Source organism: Syntrophomonas sp. UBA5494, from assembly GCF_002426325.1.
Window position 1 is genome coordinate 4,186 of the sequence record NZ_DIPG01000097.1, and the last position, 16,565, is coordinate 20,750.

The window sequence follows — 16,565 nt, forward strand, 5'->3', positions numbered from 1 at the left end:
GTATATCTGATATCAGTTTTCTTTTCGCGAATTTCTTTGGTCTGATTTTTGTATTTACCCTGTCGCGTTCAGGCTCAGCTCCTGCCAGTATCGTAAGCGGCAGTTTACACCTCGTCAATAACTGCCAGTTAAGTTTAAACGGAAAATTTACTTCTGGTTTAGAGGTATTTCATAATTATGGGTTAATAATACTATTAAGATGTAAAATTGGTGAATTTTGTATCGGTTTGATAGTCGCTTTAATCTAGAGAAGGTTCAGCGGGCTATCTGACCTATAAAGATTCACGACAGTTGCCGGGCACGATGAGTGGAAGGAGGTTATCGAGAGGGCTTCGACTGCCGGAATCAGACCGGAGCATCTGGCTTCGTATATTGATATGGTAGTCGGCATGGGCTGAAAAGGAGACAACAAATAAATGGTAAATGCAAAATGGCGACAGGAGGGCTTTTAAATGAAAAAGGTCCTTGTTGTTTGTCTATGCCTATTGATGGTGGCGGTCGGCTCGATTGCAGTTATAGCTGCCAATCCAATTACTATCACAGTTAATGGGCGCGTGATACAGCCCGACGTACCACCCCAGATTATTGGGGGCAGAACCATGGTTCCATTACGCGCTGTAGCCGAAGCACTAGGCGCTAATGTTGAATGGGATGGCAATACCAACACAGTTATTATTACTACTGGGCAATCGATTCCTCAACCGGCACCTGTTCAACCTTCTAGCCCCATAGGATTAAGCCGGACAAATCCGGTTCCATTAGGCCAAAGTTTTTTGACGCCTGATGGATTTGAGATAAAAATAATCAAGAAAACAGAAGGATCTAGTGCCTGGAACATAATCAAGGAAGCGAACATGTTTAATGATCCACCAGCTGACGGGTATAAATACGTCATAGTTACTTATACCGTCAAGAACGTATCCAGTAAAGAAGAGCCAGCCTGGGTCAGTGATAGTTCATTTGCACTCATCGGTAGTTCTAATAGGGTTGTTAATACTTTTGATAAGTCCGTAGTATTGCCAAGTGAAGGTTCATATAGCGGAATGAGCGAGAGCTTATACCACGGTGGTGAGGCCACTGGATCTTCAAATTATTACGTTCCAGAAGGAGAGTCCGGAATGCAGTTGATATGGAATCCTCTATCCAGCAATGGGAAAATATACTTTGCTGCGGAATAAGAGAGTTCCGATAAAGGATTCTTTTGGGGAAAATCGTACATAGTATTAGTAATTTCAAAGCAGAGAAAAAACACCGACATATCTAGTTAAAACCGCTACTCAGGTAGCGGTTTTCTAACCCAGCGGATAAAAAAGCCGGAAGCTAATAAAATCACCCGGGAAGAAATTGAGGATATGTATGTAAATAGCGTAATTGTCAGGGCTATCGAGCCGGATCACCCAGAGATGTGCCGGACTGAACTAAAGGCCTTATTGGGTGAAATAAAAATAACCCCTCAAAGGCCTGTTAAACTATCCTTCAAAAGGTTAAATGGTTGGGTTTTATAATGGTAGCCCCAAGGGGAATCGAACCCCTGTCTCCGCCGTGAGAGGGCGGCATCCTAGGCCTCTAGACGATGGGGCCAAGTGGCAGCCGGTCAAGGATTCGAACCCTGACGAACTGATCCAGAGTCAGTCGTGCTACCGTTACACCAACCGGCTGCATGCGGAAAATACCCGCGAAGATTATTATAATATAGCCCTTTACTATTGTCAAAACAAATTCAGCCCATACTCCTCAATAATAGAGAATCAATCTTATACCTTCATTAATACCCTCATTTTACAGCCGTGCCCTCCCGTTATGCTGGTAGGAAATAACCGGAGATCCCGCTGTAATGGCAGTTCCATCAGATTTTCCGCAAGCAGGGCTAAGGTATGGGTCCATGCAATTAAACCACTTTCAAATCGTTTGTTGCAGCCCTGCCAGGTAAAATATATTTATTGGAGAAGCTTGACGGTGGGGTTATAATGAAATTGTGAATCATGATAAAAAACTGAATCAACTAGAGAGAGAAGAGAAAAAGAGAGGGAGAGGGAGTAATGAGTACCCAAGCTGCCGAGCAACATTTCCCACTTGAGATCACCCCTGACACTACGGTCGCAATAGCCGCCCGATTTATGCTGGATCACCATCTGGATATGGTAAAGGTTACCGCCAACGGTCAAACCCTAGGCATTTTAACCCGGGCGCACTTGCTGGAAACAATTGCCAATGACACTTCAGCCAAGACCAGGGTGGAAACCTTGATGAACAAGGATCCAGAATTCGCGAAGTGGGCTGAGGATCTGGAATCGTTTGCCGAGCAGCTTCAGGCGGAGACGCCCGAGGTGCCTGGTGAAGGCTGGAAGGATCGAGTCCTGGCTTACTTCAGGAAACAGGTCAAACAGGAAAGAAAGGCCTGGCGGGGTTATCTGGACGGGGTGTACAATCCAATTGTCGGGGTGGACAAATATGGCCGCCTCAATATTTTTAACAAGGCCGCCGCCAAGGTCACCGGGTTTGAGCAGCGTCAGGCCTACGGCAAAGATGTCAGAGAGATATTCAATAACAGTGAGCTGACCTATATTGTACGCAGCGGTCAAACCCAGCTCTTGCGCAGGATTGACACTGTGGGCAAAACCTTTTTATCCTCGCGCAGTCCGGTGGTGGTTGATAATGAGATCATCGGCGCTGTAGCCGTATTGCAGGAGACCTCCGACCTGGAGAAGGTAGTCCAGGAACTGGAGAGCACCCGGCAGTTGAATCGCCAGCTCGACGCCATCATCGAATCCTCATTTGACGGGTTGTATATCTGCGACGGCCAGGGAGTGACACTGCGCATCAACAAGTCCTTCGAGCGTATACTGGGAGTTACTTCCGCAGAGGTAGTAGGCCGCAATATGGCAGACCTGGTGGCTGAAGGGGTCTTCTCCCGTTCCGGGACCCTTTTAGCCTTGAAGCGCCGGGAGACTGTCACTATTCCGCTGACCTCCAGAATCGGGAAGACCGCTCTGGTAACCAGCGTTCCCATCTTCGATATGGAAAGCAACATCGTCATGGTGGTCACCAATGTCCGGGATATGACGGAGTTGATCGAACTGGAGAAAAGGCTGGAGCGGGTTGAAGATCGGCGGCAGAAGGAACTTAACGCTGTTTTCGAATCATCATTCGATGGATTATATATATGCGACGGAGAAGGCAACACCCTGAGAATCAACAAGGCCTTTGAACGTATCATGGGGGTTACTTCGGCAGAGGTGGTAGGCCGCAACATGGCCGACCTGGTCGCCGAAGGAGTTTTCTCGCGCTCCGGGACTCTGTTAGCCTTGCAGCGGCGTGAGCGGGTCACCATCCCGCTGCAGTCTAATATCGGCAAGAAGGCCCTGGTAACCAGCACACCCATTTTCGATGATCAGAGCAATATCGTATTGGTGGTTACCAATGTTCGCGACATGACGGAATTGAATGAACTGGAACGGCGTCTGGAGCATTCCGAAGGCCGGCGGCAGCGTGAACTGGCGGCAGTTTTTGAGTCTTCCTTCGACGGGCTTTATATCAGTGACGGCGAAGGCAACACCCTGCGCATCAATAAAGCCTTTGAGCGCATCCTGGGGGTATCGGCTGACGAAGTAGTGGGACGCAACATGGCTGATCTGGTACGAGAAGGGGTCTTCTCCCGTTCCGGAACCCTGTTGGCTCTGCAGCGGCGTGAGCAGGTGACCATTCCCCTGGAGGCTAACAGCGGCAAGACCGCCCTGGTGACCAGCACCCCCATTTTCGATGATTCCGGCAATATAGTCCTGGTCGTCACCAATGTCAGGGACATGACGGAACTCAATGAATTGCATGTTAAGGTTGAACACCTGGAAGGCCTAAGCCGCTTCTATCAGGCGGAGCTGACTCATCTCAAGCTGCAGAACCGGCGCAACTGCATCGCCCATTCCCGGAAGATGAGGGACTTGCTGCAGATGATAACCCATGTGGCCTCAGTCGATTCGACCGTCTTGATTCAGGGCGAGTCCGGGGTCGGCAAAGAGGTCATAGCGGATGTTCTGCACAGCTATAGCGGCCGCAAAGACCATCCTTTTATCAAGGTGAACTGCGGAGCCATCCCTGCCAATCTATTGGAATCGGAACTGTTCGGCTACGAGCCGGGAGCCTTTACCGGGGCCAGCAAATCCGGCAAGGCCGGCATGTTCGAATTGGCCCATGAAGGCACCCTGTTCCTGGATGAGATAAGTGAAATGCCCCTGGATCTGCAGGTTAAACTGTTAAGGGTCCTGCAGGACAAACAGGTCTTCCGGATAGGCGGAAACCGTCCTATAAACGTAGACACCAGGATCCTGGCCGGCACTAACCGCAATCTGCAGCAGATGGTGGCTTCACAGTTATTCCGCCAGGATCTGTACTACCGCCTCAATGTAATCCCGGTCTTTGTGCCTCCCCTGCGGGAACGGCGCGAGGATATCCCGGTTTTAAGCAAGTACTTCTTGGATTACTATAACCGAAAACATCAAATGAGCAAGGTTTTATCCAGTGATGCCATAAAGCCCATGCTTTTATACGATTGGCCCGGAAATATCCGTGAACTGGAGAATTTGATCGAACGTCTGGTGGTAACCAATCTGCACGATACCATCACCACTGATGATGTGCTTTCCTGCCTGGAGCTGACCAACATTCAGGGCGAGGTTGACATTGACCTCATGTCCCTGCCGGTGGCGATCGAGCAGACCGAGCGGCGCCTTTTGCAGAAGGCCTTTACCCTGCACAATTCCACCTATAAAGTGGCCAAAGCCCTGGGCATCAGTCAGCCTTCAGTGGTCCGCAAAGCAGCTAAATATGGAATAAAGGAAAGCGGTAGATAATCGCATCTTATCTACCGCGGGTACTCTAGAGGTACTCTATATCCTTTTACGGGCGCTCCGGGCGCTCAGTGGGGCGCTCGAAGGCGCTCCTTTTTTTATCTTTCCGGCACTCATTTGGTGCTCCTGTGGCGCTCAAAGGCGCTCTGCAGGCGCTCGAAGGCGCTCTAAATTGTCGGTGCTCACAGGCACTCAATGACACTGGCGCTCAAAGGCGCTCTAGAAACAAAGGCTTGTTCAGCCATTATTTCCCTACTGCAATGTCTACAGAACCTGCACCGTCGATCTTGTTGCTTCTTCTCCAGATCTTAAATTCGGTGGCCTTCTGAATCAATTCATCGCGGAAGTCCGGATGGGCCAGATTGACTAAAGCCTCCGCCCTTTCCCAGGTGCTCTTGCCCTTCATATTGGCGATGCCATACTCGGTAACCAGCATGTGAACGGCAGTTCTGGGGTCAGTTACAATAGCGCCCGGAGTTAGGATGGGCTGGATACGGGATTTTACAGTGCCATCCTTGGTCTTAAAAGTTGAAGGCATACATACGAAGCTCTGTCCACCCTTGGATTTGTAAGCGCCTTCAACAAAGTCCAGCTGTCCGCCGGTGCCGCTGATGTGGCGAACCCCTGCGGATTCGGAGCAGACCTGGCCAAACAGGTCAACCTCTACACAGGCATTGATTGATACAAAGTCGTCCAGCAGGCATATAACCTTGGGATCATTGGTATAGTCAACGTTGTAGGATGCCAATCCCGGGTTATCGTCCATAAACTCATAAAGTTCCTGGCTGCCCATAACGAAGGCATATACTTGTTTATATTTGTCTATATTTTTCTTGGCCCCGGTTATTTTGCCAGCTTTGAACATTTCCAGGTAGGCGTCGACATACATTTCGGTATGTACCCCGATATCCTTGAGATCGGACTCGGCTACCATAGTGCCTACGGCATTTGGAAGTCCGCCGATACCGAGCTGGATGCATGACCCATCGCGCAGTTTTTCCATAACCAGTTTGGCGATTTCTTCTTCCACCGGGCTTGCTTTGGCAGGCGCCAGGGTAGTCATCGGGCCATTATTGCTTTCGATAATAAAGTCAACCTGTGTTACATGAACACTTTCCTGTGACCCGCCCAAGCATCTGGGCATATTCTGGTTTACTTCCAGAATTCTGATTTTGGCTGTTTCCATCATCGCCCAGCAATTTACGGCGGCAGCCCCGAAATTGAAATATCCATGTTTGTCCATAGGCGTACACTGGATGACAGCGATATCATTGGGATCACAGTCATCACGGGTCATTTTGGGATTTTCGTGGAACTTCATGGGGATGTAATAGAGGTTCTGTCCTATAAATTTTTTGTCATGTGCTGCTACGTGCCAGCTGTTCCAGGTAAATACTTCACCACTGGGATCTGCCTCGGCGGTAAAGTGCTGATATGCACCGATGTCACAGCGTATCTTAACATCCTTTAACTCATTGACTCTTTTGGCCAATGCTTCGTCAAAGTCACGTCCCGATGTGATACCGAAGCCATACTCGATCCAATCTCCAGATTTCACCAACTGGGCTGCCTGGTCGGCCGTCACTAACTTCTTTTGATACTCCTCTTTCCAGCGATCATTCAACATCAAAAATTCCCTCCTCATTACCCTAACCTTCAAAATAATAATTTGTATTCCCCGGTGTTGGCTGCATTTTTCTGCGCCATAGGCAAAGCATTACCGTGCATAACTCCTCCCACTAGTATTCCCCTGTAATGATGAAAAATTATATATCTTGCGCAGGCTGTCCCCTGCCTTCTTAAAAAAGGAGGGGGCTGCTATTTTATAATGGCTTCATTGCAGACTTGAATATTGGTAAAAATATTGGTATGTTTCTGAGTATGTGTACGGTCTGTCACTATAAAATAGCAGCATGTTAATAAAATATAGCTGATAAGGAGTAAGTAATAGTAATGCGAGTACCACCCATATATACAAGCAATAAGCATGCCAATTCGCTGCAGAGGCCTGTTTTAAATGTGAATCCCCATAAATTCGACATCTTTAATGCAAAATGGTGAAATTTTTTGACCTGACCGAGGGCAAAGTGATTCTTTTTTGCATTGTTTTGTGATTCATTGAATTATTATTGTCTCGTTTTTTATTCAGCTTGAGTTGCAAAAGTCGATTCGCTTTAAACCCATTGATTATTTCAATAAATTTTTAATCCTTGTGAAACCGATTCTAATCCGTTAATGAATGGAGTGATTCAAATGCGCACGTTGGTAGCCACTGTCATGGCAAATAACAAAGGCAACGAAATTTACTGCTGGAACCGTAAAGTCAACAGCAAAGACTCACAGATACTGCGCAACACCAGCCGCTCCTCGCTGGAGGAGCGGGGCTTTACTTTTATACGCCTGATATCGCTGGAATACCCAAATGTCTCAGGATTTGCAATTTTCTATGAAGGGCATCTGGATGAAATGGGCCGGGATTTAAAAGCCCTGGAGTCAGGTCTGTAGAAGCCGGGCGAAGAGGACGGCGGGCGGTGTGAAAAGTCCCGAAATTGGCGATTTAATTCTCTAAAGCGGGAGAGGAACGAGAGATTCCGGTCAGCAAATCAGCCTCCATCCTGAATAAAACTCAAAATCAGCTGTAAGCGGAGCGACTAAAAAGCACAGAATAGTTTTCATACAGTCTGACGGGGGTGTTGACAATCTAAAATAGATTGTCAACAACCCCGTCCCTGCGGCAATGATTCATTTGTGTATCGGTCTAGCCGGCCAGAACGCGCAGGAATTTGCGTTTGCCCACCTGAATCACCAATTGGCCCTGTAACAGGATGTTTTCCCCTGCCGCCTTTTCCCCGTTAATACGGACCGCTCCCTGACTGATGGAACGGCGCCCCTCACTGGTTGAGACTGTCAACCCATGGTCCGCAAGAAACTTGGGCAGCCATACCTCGCCGCTGGCGATAGCTACTTCGGGGATATCCTCAGGGATTTCACCCTGACTGAATACTAATTTGAATCGCTCTTCGGCTTTATCGGCTTCATCTGCATTATGGTACATGGTAATGATCTCTTTGGCCAGGCGAACTTTGGCATCCCGCGGGTTCAGGCTGCCGTTCTGCATGGCCTCATCCATGGCCTTTACCTCTTCCATAGGAACCCGGGTGAGCAGTTCAAAGTAGCGGCAGATAAGCTGGTCGGGAATAGACATGGTCTTGCCGAACATCTCATTGGGTTCGTCATTAACCCCGATATAATTGCCCAGGCTCTTACTCATCTTCTGCACTCCATCGGTGCCTTCCAGAATCGGCATAAGAATGGCCACCTGAGGTTCATGTCCGTATTCGCGCAAGAGATGACGCCCCACCAGCAGGTTGAATTTCTGGTCAGTGCCCCCCAGCTCAACATCAGCTTGCAGCGCCACCGAATCATAACCCTGCATTAACGGATACATAAATTCGTGAACCCCGATGGGTAAACCTTCCTTATAACGCTTATCGAAATCGTCTCTTTCCAGCATCCTGGCTACGGTGTATTTACCGGCCAGCTGGAGAACCTGGACCAGATCCATGGGCATCAGCCACTCACTATTAAAATGCACAATAGTCTTGTCGGCTTGCAGAACTTTGAAAATCTGCTGCTGATACGTTTTTGCATTGGCTTTAACCTGCTCTTCAGTGAGTTGTTTGCGGGTCTCGGATTTTCCGCTGGGGTCTCCGATCCGCCCGGTAAAATCGCCTATAATAAGATGGATTTCATGCCCCAAATCTTGAAACTGGCGCAGTTTGTTCAAAACCACGGTATGTCCTAAATGGATGTCTGGCGCGGTGGGATCCAATCCCAGTTTTATGCGCAAAGGCTGTCCGGTTTGCAGGGAGCGCACCAGTTTCTGCTTGAGTTCGGCCTCGGGGACTATTTCCACCACCCCGCGGCGTATATGCTCTAACTGCTGATTTACCTGAGTTTCAATCGCGTTTTCCACAAAATAACCTCCTTACCATAAAAAAAATGATAGCACAACGACTCAATAATGTGCAATATTGAGAAGAGTACAGGCGTATATAGTAGGAAATCTATGTTTTCCCTGCCTTCGGGTTAGATGGCAGGAAAGCCGGCGGGTTTCGTCAAATTATTATTTATTATTATATCCAGGAGGCTTTATTTTGCTATGACAGAGACTAAAAAAAAGAAGCCCAGGTCATTCAAGGTGGATAACTGGCCCAGGAAGATTGCGTTGGCTCTGGGTGGCCTGGCTGCGTTTGGCATCATCTGTTTAATGGCTTTGTTCATTTATGCCGCACGTGATTTGCCTTCGTTTGATCCCGGGCAGCTGTCCGGAGCCAAGACAACTTTGATTTATGATGATCAGGATGAATTGGTCAGCGGGTTGCATGCCGGCCAGAACCGTACTGAAGTCAGTTTAGACAAAGTGCCTAAAGATCTAATCAATGCCTTTGTAGCCACCGAAGACCGCAACTTTTACAAACATCACGGGGTCAACTTCCGCGGAATTGCCAGGGCGCTTTATCGCAATCTGACTTCCGGCGATCTCAAGGGTGAAGGGGCCAGTTCCATAACCCAGCAATTGGCTCGCAACGCCTACCTTACCCTGGAAACTACCTGGGAGCGCAAGGCCAAAGAGATACTAATCGCCTTCAAACTGGAATCGGTTTATTCAAAAGATGAAATTATGACAATGTATTTGAATATCATCCCCTTCGGCAATGGCGCCTATGGAGTGCAGGCTGCTGCCAATACCTATTTTGGCAAAGAGGTTTCCGAGTTGAATCTGGCGGAATGCTCGCTGTTAGCGGGCTTGCCCCAGGGTCCGTCCTATTATGATCCTTACCAGCATCTGGATCGGGCCAAGGCCAGGCATCGCGATGTGCTCAATAATATGGTAATGGGCGGATATATCGATCAGGCTGCCGCCGATGCCGCTTTTGAGGCTAAACTCGATTTTAAAAACGGCGGAGTAGCCAATAAACAATATGGTTATTATGTTGATGCAGTTATAGAAGAGGCCATTTATGTATTGAGCGCCCAGAATATCTACCCCGAGACCGATGAAGCCGAAGCCGCCATATATCGGGCCGGATTAAAGATTTATACCTCTCTGGACGCCAATCTGCAGAAGTACTCTGAGGAACTGTATGCCGATCCCAGCCGCTTTCTAAAACAGACCAGCCCCAGCGGCCAGATAGTACAGTCCGCTATGGCAGTAGTAGAAACGCAAAGCGGCGAGGTCAAATCCATCATGGGGGGCCGCACCTATCAGGCGCAACGCCAATTCAACCGGGCTATCAGCGCCTATCGCCAGCCCGGTTCCGCCATCAAGCCCTTAACTGTATATGGACCGGCTTTGGAAGCCGGGCTGATGCCGTTCAATACCCTGGATGACTCACCCATCAGCTACAAATCCGGCGGTACGGTGTGGTCGCCGCAAAACTATGACGGCCGCTTCCGCGGCATCATTACCATGCGCGCCGCGGTGCAGGACTCGGTAAACACCTATGCCGTGCAGACCCTGGACAAGGTGGGCATCCGGGCCGCTTTTGATTTTGGACGCTCCCTGGGCCTGCCTCTCTTGGACTCGCCAGGCAGCAATGACCTGTCTCTGGCGCCCTTATCACTGGGAGGGCTTACTCAGGGGGTCACCCCGGTACAGATGGCGGCCGCATACGCCGCTTATGCCAACGGAGGGGTTTATAACGATCCCCACTTCATCCGCCGCATCGTAGACGCAAAAGGAGCCGAGATATATTCATATAAACCCAATTCTAAGAGGGTGATGACCGAGCAGACCGCCTGGCTTATGACCAGTATGCTGCGCACCGTGGTAACCTCCGGCACCGGCACCCGGGCCCAGGTCCCCGGGGTGTTTACGGTGGGCAAGACCGGCACCACCGATGATTACCGGGACTCCTGGTTCTGCGGCTTTACCCCCACCTACGCCGCCGCAGTTTGGCAGGGATTTGACCAGAAGGACACCCTGCGCAATTATCCCCCGCAGTATCCGTCGGAAACGGCCTTCGGCGGAGATATACCGGCCAGGCTATTCTCCTCCATATTAAGCAGGGCCCACAAGGACTCTAAACCCGGTCAGCCGGCCATGCCCGGCAATATCGTTGAGGTATCGGTTTGCAAGGTTTCAGGTAAGCTTCCCAGTGAAATCTGTCCCAAGGATCAGATTATAACGGACTACGGCCTGGCCAATGTGGCTCCCACCGAAACCTGTGACCGCCATCAGCTGGTCACCATATGCCCGGATTCAGGCAAATTGGCGGGAGTTTATTGCCCTCACCCGGAGACCCGGGCCATGGTAGTAACCGACTCGCAAAGCGCGGCTGCGGACAAGATCCCTACCGAGTTATGTGATATTCATACCGAATTTACTTTTTCCGGGGTATTCCGCAACGATGTGGTGATCTGCAGCGATCCGCGCCACAACGGGCGCCTATATCAGGCCAACATTCCCGGCAGGACCGAAAGCGGAGGCTGCCCCGAACAGTTCTGGCAGCGGGTTGTGATACAAGAAGGGCAAAAATTGCCACGCTGCCCATTGGCCGACCATCAGGAAACCAAGAAAAGTGCGCGGGATGTGGTTAAAGACATAGTAGAGGGGCGCGATTGATAACTGACAGCCTGGTTAAAAACAATGCTGAGGGGATGCCGTTTGATTCCGGCATCCCCTTGATTTTGTGTCTGCGATTATTAAGCCTTATACCAGGTCACAAGTGTGCGATAAGATGATAAGGTGTGCCGCAGATGCAGCCGGCACTGAAAGCGATCTGCCGTATAAGGCCCGATCACCCTTACGGTCGGTGCGGTTTCAGCAGTATGCCGCTGCACTTATAATTCCACCACCGTTACTCCGAAACCGCCTTCTTCGCGGAGGCCATCCCGGAACGCGCTGACGTACTGACTGTCCTTCAGATAGCTGCGCACCGCAGCCCTTAAGGCGCCGGTGCCTTTGCCGTGTATGATGCGCACTGATTCCAAGCCCACCAGGCGGGCGTCATCCAGGTAGCGATCCAGGAGGATCAAAGCCTCATCCGCCATTTTGCCGCGTAGATCCAGCTCCTTGGAGATGGCCCGGGCTTTTTCCAGATAAGTCCGGGCGCGTTCTTTGGGGGGCTTATTTTCCGGGCTCTTGCTCTTCAGCAGCTCGGACTTTTTGACGGTCAGTTTCATCATACCCACCTGCACACTGACATTGCCCTCAGAATCAGGATCGCTTAAGACCGTGCCGCGCTGATTGATGCTGCTGATGAGCACATGATCCCCGGAACTTATGGCATCCTGTGAAGGCGCCGGCTCGGGTTCGTTAAAGGACAGCTGTGAGGGCAGCTGGGTGAGGCGCTTGCGTTTGGCCTCCACCTCATGCCAACGGGGCGGATTCTGTTTGTCCTTCAGGAGTTCTTTCAGTTCCTGAACCGCCAGATCGGACTCCTGCTTGGCCTGGCGCAGGTACTGAGCCGCTTCCTGGCGGGTTTTGGCCAGAATCTCGCGATGAGCCTGTTCGAACTGCCGGTGTTCCGCCTCCATCTGTTCTTTCTGGTCTTCCAGCTGCCGCCGTATCAAAGCCACCTGTTCGGCCTCACTCTGAGCGGCCTGTCTTCCTGCCTTGAGTTCGCGGATCATATTGCCCACTTCCGCTTCTCGCTGCGGCACCAGCTTTTGCGCTTTTTCCACCAGGGCTTTATCGAGTCCCAGCCGGGAAGCGATTTGAAAGGCGTTGCTCTGCCCGGGCATCCCGATGGTTAACTCATAGGTGGGCTTGAGGGTTTTAGGGTCAAACTCCACGCAGGCGTTTTCCACCCGCTGGTTCTGGTAAGCGAAGCTCTTCAGTTCACTCTGGTGGGTGGTGACTATCACCTGGGAGCGCCTGGCCAATAGTTCTTCCAATACCACCCGGGCTATGGAGGCGCCTTCAACCGGATCGGTCCCCGCTCCCAGTTCATCCATTAAAACCAGGGAATGTTTATCCGCATGTTTTAATATGTTAATGATGTTTTTCATGTGACCGGAAAAGGTGCTCAAGGACTGTTCGATACTCTGTTCATCCCCGATATCTACGTAGATGTCTTTGTAAATGGGGATGCGGCTGTTCTCCCGGGCGGGGATAAACAACCCGCTCATAGCCATCACCGCCAGTAATCCTACCATTTTCAGGGTCACTGTCTTGCCTCCGGTGTTCGGTCCGGTTATCACCAGAATATCAAAGCTTTGCCCCAGCTGAATATTGACGGGAATGGCCTCTTCCCCCAGGAGGGGATGCTGGCCGCGGCTGATGTCCATTATCCCGGACTGGTTGACATCCGGCCGATAGGCGTTCATACGGTAAGCCATACGGCCTCTGGCCAGGACAAAGTCCAGGATGGACAGAATCTCCTGATTGGCTGCCAGTTCCTGGGTGTAAAGCGCCACAGCGGCTGAAAGCTCCTGCAGTATACGCTCCATCTCGCGCTTTTCCTCGGCCTGCAGGCTACGAATACGGTTGTTGTTGTCCACCACCGCCATAGGCTCGATAAACACGGTTGCGCCGCTGGCTGATTCATCATGCACGATGCCCTTCACCTCGTGACGGTGCTCCTGCTTTACCGGCACCACATAACGCCCGTCGCGCTCGGTTACTATGCTGTCCTGGAGCAGCTTCTGATTATTGCCGGAGCGGATAAAATCCTGCAGGTATTCCTTGATGCGCAGGCGCAGGGTGGCGATCTGGCTGCGAATAGAGCGCAGCTGCGGTGAAGCGCTGTCACGGATCTGATAGTCTTCCCCTACACAGCGGTCGATCTGGTTTTCCAGGCTGCTTATCACCGTCAGTCTGGAGCAAAGCTCGGCTAAAGCCCGGTATTTTCCGGCTTGCATGGATTTGCCGGCCAGGCGGGCGGCGTGCAGCATCAGGTATATATGGCGCAGGTCGCCGGCATTTAAAATCCCGCTGACACGAGCCTTGGCCAGAGCCTGATCAATCGGTTTCAATTCCGAAAAATAGCCGGGTTCTCCAAAGCGCAGGAATTCCATGGCCTCCTGGGTCTCATCCAGGCGCTGGCAAATGACCTGGTGATCCTGGGAAGGCTTCATTTTTAAAGCCCGTTCGCGCCCTCCCTCAAACTGGGTGAGTCCGGCTAATTGCTGCTGGATCTTATCAAATTCTAATTTCCTCAGGGTTTCTTCGTTCACTGTTTTCCCAACTCATTTCTGTTAAATGGAGAATGGCGTTAAATTATAGTACGCCCCTGTACAAATGGCCTTTGGTCGGTTTAAATCCCTGCTTTTGCTGCAGGACTTTGCGCAATAAGGCCAGGTCAGGCTTTTTTCCTTGTGACAATTCATTTATAGCCCGGCGATACACGGCTGCGGTTTCAGCGGTTTGGGCCGGGCTGTCACACCAGGCCTCGATGCGCAGGCTTTCGCATCCCAGTGGCCAGAGGCGCTCCAAATCATCCAGAAGACAGAGGCGCCTAGAATTAAATACGTAGAAACGGCATTTTTTATCTGTGGCCACCGGGAATTCATAACCTTTTTCATCCCGCAGCCAATATCGGGCCTTCTGGCAGGCACTCCCGCATTTCTCCCCGCCCTTGGCGGCTTCGATAGGGCAGCTTTCTGAGACCATCAGGGTCAGATCCCCGTGCACCATCAGTTCGGCGGCACTCAAATCCCTGAAATTGTGGAGCTGTTCCAGATTAAGCTCGGGGGACAGGCAAGCCCCCTGTACGCCCCGGGATAAAAGCCAATCCAGACTGAACTGGTTAAAGCAATTCAAACTGTAATCAGTGCGGCAGGGAATTCCATTCTGCATCGCCCAGCTTAATGCCCCCAGATTTCCAACTAACAGGGCTGGAAATGCGGCCGGTTTTATCTCCTGCCAGGGCTGCATTTCACCGGCTTTTTGTATGCGCGGTAAAGCGGGAATGACTTCGGCGCCCCGCTGGCTGCCCCAGCGCGATAAGGCCGCAATCTCTTCCCTCTTGGCAGTATAACCCCGCCAGCCCTCGATGGCAATATATACGCGATCAGCGCCGGCCTCTATCCCCTGGCGGGCTGCTTCAACGGTGCCGACCGCTATGCTCAGCAACGGCGGGGCAATGCGGCGCCGCACCGATTTTGGGCCCAGACGCTCTTTTACCCCTTGCTGAAAACGGGCCTGATCCTCCGCGTCCGGGGCCGGACGATGGGTAATCAAAGCCAGAAGCTGCTCTGCGGCCCGGCGCCTGCTTTCGTTGAGATCGCTGTAGGGCAGGATCAGGTTGCCTTCATATTCCAAGCGGTACTCATCCAGGACAAACGGGGTTCCCCCCAGGCGGGACAGCTTCTCCAGGATGACCTCTTCCTCTAAAGGCTGCCCCTGAGCCGGCACTGCTATAGTACTGCCCTCCACCCTTACACTGCGGCCGGCGGAATCATCCAGGGTCAGTTGCAAGGGGCTCCCTGCTTTAATCCGTATCATCATTTTAACCGGGATTTTGAAAGCTTGGTCGGCTTGCAGGCTGGCCTGGGCTTCAGCTATCAAGGCCTGGTCATGGGTCTTAAAGACCCGGTCTCCCGGCGCAGCCCGCCCCGGCATGGGAACAGTCACTACCTGGCCGCGCACCGCTTGAACGACGGCCTGACCGTCCAGGTCAATAGCTTTGACAATAGCTGACGGCCCTTTGCCCTGGGCCACCCACACCTCCAGGCCGTCGCCCAAAGCCAGGGTATCGCTTAACTTTATGGTAATATAACCGCTGTAGTGACTGATCACCCGGCCCAGATACACCCCGCGATTATTGGGGCGGTTAATGCTCAGCGCCTTTTGTCCCGGCGCCAGGAAACCAGTGCCCAGAGTACGGTTAAAGATTTGATAAAGCTTCTTCCGCCGGGTTTCATCCACCCGGGCCTCCGGATTGGAACGCAGCAGATCCAGGGCATGACGGTAGGCCGAGGTTACAACCGCCACATATTCCGGCCGCTTCATGCGTCCTTCGATCTTGAGCGAGTTGACTCCGGCCTTTTTAAGTTCTGCCAGATGATCCACCAGACACAGGTCAGCCGGGCTTAGCAAATAGCGACCCCGAGCCTCCACCGGCTTCTTTTCGGCGCCATTATCCGCCATCAGCTGATAAGGCAGGCGGCAGGGCTGAGCGCAGCGGCCCCGATTACCGCTGCGGCCACCCACCATGCTGCTGAAAAGGCATTGGCCTGAATAACAAAAACACAGGGCTCCATGGACGAATACCTCAAATTCCATCCCCGGAGTTTCCTGATGAATGCGGTTTATTTCTTCCAAAGACATCTCCCGGGCCAAGACTATCCGGGCCACGCCCTGTTTCTGCAGTAAAAGCGCGGCCTGGTCGTTGTGCACCGTCATCTGCGTGCTGGCATGCAGGGGCAGATCAGGCAGAAGTTCATGCAGGCTGGTCAACAGACCCAGATCCTGGATGATCAGCGCATCCGCCCCGCTGCGGTACAGGGAATAGGCATAATCCAGCGCAGCCGGGAACTCCCGGTTGTCAATCAAGGTATTGAAGGTGAGGTATATTTTTTTGTCCCGTAAATGGGCATATTCTACAGCCTTTTCAATCTCAGTCAGACTGAAATTGGCCGCAGACTGCCTGGCATTGAAATGCCGGCCGCCCAGATACACCGCATCCGCCCCATTGGCAAAGGCGGCCTGTAGTGCAGCCCAGTTGCCGGCCGGGGCTAACAATTCCATTTTTTTACCTCCTGAAGCACCGG

General features: G+C 51.5%; 9 protein-coding genes and 2 tRNA genes. 5 read left to right on the forward strand and 6 right to left on the reverse strand.

Annotation, left to right across the window (positions count from 1 at the left end; genetic code table 11):
- Together B3W37_RS10615 and B3W37_RS10620 are read left to right on the forward strand one after the other, a co-directional pair.
- Positions 1–248 (forward strand): hypothetical protein (locus B3W37_RS10615; RefSeq protein ID WP_483175716.1); only part of this gene is annotated, 248 nt, incomplete at its 5' end.
- Between the two features lie 204 nt (positions 249–452).
- Positions 453–1,178 carry a stalk domain-containing protein gene (locus B3W37_RS10620; protein ID WP_483170225.1) on the forward strand — a complete coding sequence of 242 codons (726 nt, stop codon included), beginning with the start codon at positions 453–455 and terminating at the stop codon, positions 1,176–1,178.
- Positions 1,179–1,505: 327 nt separating this feature from the next.
- On the opposite strand, the gene B3W37_RS10625 is transcribed toward B3W37_RS10620, so the two are convergent.
- Positions 1,506–1,581: transfer RNA gene (locus B3W37_RS10625), tRNA-Glu, on the reverse strand.
- Positions 1,582–1,584: 3 nt separating this feature from the next.
- Positions 1,585–1,658 (reverse strand) — tRNA-Gln (locus B3W37_RS10630).
- 381 nt (positions 1,659–2,039) lie between these two features.
- On the opposite strand from B3W37_RS10630, the gene B3W37_RS10635 reads away from it, so the two are divergent.
- A complete protein-coding gene (locus B3W37_RS10635; protein ID WP_481038219.1) occupies positions 2,040–4,847 on the forward strand; it encodes a sigma 54-interacting transcriptional regulator in 2,808 nt (935 codons plus the stop codon).
- A 241-nt stretch (positions 4,848–5,088) separates the two neighbouring features.
- On the opposite strand, the gene B3W37_RS10640 is transcribed toward B3W37_RS10635, so the two are convergent.
- A complete protein-coding gene (locus B3W37_RS10640) occupies positions 5,089–6,471 on the reverse strand; it encodes an acetyl-CoA hydrolase/transferase C-terminal domain-containing protein (RefSeq protein ID WP_481038218.1) in 1,383 nt (460 codons plus the stop codon).
- A 626-nt stretch (positions 6,472–7,097) separates the two neighbouring features.
- Between B3W37_RS10640 and B3W37_RS10645 the strand changes: the two genes are divergently transcribed.
- Positions 7,098–7,349 (forward strand): hypothetical protein, encoded by a 252-nt coding sequence (locus B3W37_RS10645; protein ID WP_483170224.1) that lies wholly within the window; start codon positions 7,098–7,100, stop codon positions 7,347–7,349.
- 253 nt (positions 7,350–7,602) lie between these two features.
- Here the strand turns inward: B3W37_RS10645 and tyrS are convergent, their stop codons facing one another.
- The gene (tyrS, locus tag B3W37_RS10650; RefSeq protein WP_483170222.1) at positions 7,603–8,820 is read right to left on the reverse strand and encodes a tyrosine--tRNA ligase; all 1,218 of its coding nucleotides are present in this window, start codon (positions 8,818–8,820) and stop codon (positions 7,603–7,605) included.
- Between the two features lie 186 nt (positions 8,821–9,006).
- Between tyrS and B3W37_RS10655 the strand changes: the two genes are divergently transcribed.
- Entirely contained in the window at positions 9,007–11,472 is a 2,466-nt protein-coding gene (locus B3W37_RS10655) for a transglycosylase domain-containing protein (RefSeq protein WP_483175717.1), read from the forward strand.
- Positions 11,473–11,690: 218 nt separating this feature from the next.
- On the opposite strand, the gene B3W37_RS10660 is transcribed toward B3W37_RS10655, so the two are convergent.
- Both B3W37_RS10660 and B3W37_RS10665 read right to left on the reverse strand, forming a co-directional pair.
- Entirely contained in the window at positions 11,691–14,027 is a 2,337-nt protein-coding gene (locus tag B3W37_RS10660) for an endonuclease MutS2 (protein ID WP_483175719.1), read from the reverse strand.
- Positions 14,028–14,070: 43 nt separating this feature from the next.
- The gene (locus tag B3W37_RS10665; RefSeq protein ID WP_483175721.1) at positions 14,071–16,542 is read right to left on the reverse strand and encodes a U32 family peptidase; all 2,472 of its coding nucleotides are present in this window, start codon (positions 16,540–16,542) and stop codon (positions 14,071–14,073) included.
- Between the last annotated feature and the right edge of the window lie 23 nt (positions 16,543–16,565).

Bases quoted from the DNA above. Each gene is read 5' to 3' on its own strand.
- B3W37_RS10655 (WP_483175717.1), top strand. From the start codon at position 9,007: ATGACAGAGACTAAAAAAAAGAAGCCCAGGTCATTCAAGGTGGATAAC.
- B3W37_RS10620 (WP_483170225.1), top strand. From the start codon at position 453: ATGAAAAAGGTCCTTGTTGTTTGTCTATGCCTATTGATGGTGGCGGTC.
- B3W37_RS10665 (WP_483175721.1), bottom strand. From the start codon at position 16,542: ATGGAATTGTTAGCCCCGGCCGGCAACTGGGCTGCACTACAGGCCGCC.
- B3W37_RS10640 (WP_481038218.1), bottom strand. From the start codon at position 6,471: ATGTTGAATGATCGCTGGAAAGAGGAGTATCAAAAGAAGTTAGTGACG.
- B3W37_RS10635 (WP_481038219.1), top strand. From the start codon at position 2,040: ATGAGTACCCAAGCTGCCGAGCAACATTTCCCACTTGAGATCACCCCT.
- B3W37_RS10645 (WP_483170224.1), top strand. From the start codon at position 7,098: ATGCGCACGTTGGTAGCCACTGTCATGGCAAATAACAAAGGCAACGAA.